The organism is Methylobacterium sp. B4, assembly GCF_003201865.1.
Lineage (GTDB): Bacteria > Pseudomonadota > Alphaproteobacteria > Rhizobiales > Beijerinckiaceae > Methylobacterium.
Genome location: NZ_QJJJ01000056.1, coordinates 1 through 1,183, shown reverse-complemented (window position 1 = coordinate 1,183; position 1,183 = coordinate 1). Strand labels below are relative to the sequence as shown.

The window sequence follows — 1,183 nt, the reverse complement described above, 5'->3', positions numbered from 1 at the left end:
AGTCGTTGATGGCGGCGACGACGCCGGCACCGACGGTACGTCCGCCCTCGCGGATGGCGAAGCGCAGCTTCTCTTCCATGGCCACCGGCACGATCAGCACCACGTCCATGGTCACGTTGTCGCCCGGCATCACCATCTCGGTGCCCTCGGGCAGCGTGCACACGCCCGTCACGTCGGTCGTGCGGAAGTAGAACTGCGGACGGTAGTTGGTGAAGAACGGCGTGTGGCGGCCGCCCTCCTCCTTCGTCAGGATGTAGGCCTCGGCCTTGAACTTCGAGTGCGGCTTCACCGAACCCGGCTTGCACACCACCTGGCCCCGCTCCACGTCCTCGCGCTTCGTGCCGCGCAGAAGAACGCCGACGTTGTCGCCCGCCTGGCCCTGGTCGAGCAGCTTGCGGAACATCTCGACGCCGGTCACCGTCGTCGTCGTGGTCGGGCGGATGCCGACGATCTCGACCGTCTCGCCGACCTTGACGATGCCGCGCTCGACGCGACCCGTCACCACCGTGCCGCGGCCCGAGATCGAGAACACGTCCTCGATCGGCATCAGGAACGGCAGGTCGATCGGACGCTCCGGCTGCGGGATGTAGGCGTCCACCGTCGCCATCAGCGCCAGGACGGCTTCCTTGCCGATCTTGGGCTCCTTGTCCTCGAGCGCCATCAGGGCCGAGCCCTTGGTGATCGGGATGTCGTCGCCGGGGAAGTCGTACTTGGACAGCAGCTCGCGCACCTCCAGCTCGACCAGCTCGAGAAGCTCCTCGTCATCGACCATGTCGACCTTGTTGAGGAACACCACCAGCGCCGGCACGCCGACCTGACGGGCGAGCAGGATGTGCTCGCGGGTCTGCGGCATCGGGCCGTCGGCGGCCGACACGACCAGGATCGCGCCGTCCATCTGGGCGGCACCGGTGATCATGTTCTTCACGTAGTCGGCGTGGCCGGGGCAGTCGACGTGGGCGTAGTGGCGGTTGGTGGTCTCGTACTCGACGTGGGCGGTCGAGATCGTGATGCCGCGCGCCTTCTCTTCCGGCGCCTTGTCGATCTGGTCGTAGGCGGTGAAGGTGGCGCCGCCCGACTCGGCCAGCACCTTGGTGATCGCCGCCGTCAGCGAGGTCTTGCCGTGATCGACGTGCCCGATCGTGCCGATGTTGCAGTGCGGCTTGGTACGGGAGAACTTTTCCTT

General features: G+C 66.9%; 1 protein-coding gene. It reads right to left on the bottom strand.

Annotated elements, in window-relative coordinates:
* On the bottom strand, nt 1–1,147 hold a 1,147-nt coding region (gene tuf, locus BY998_RS23825; protein WP_245421733.1), incomplete at its 3' end, for an elongation factor Tu.
* Between the last annotated feature and the right edge of the window lie 36 nt (nt 1,148–1,183).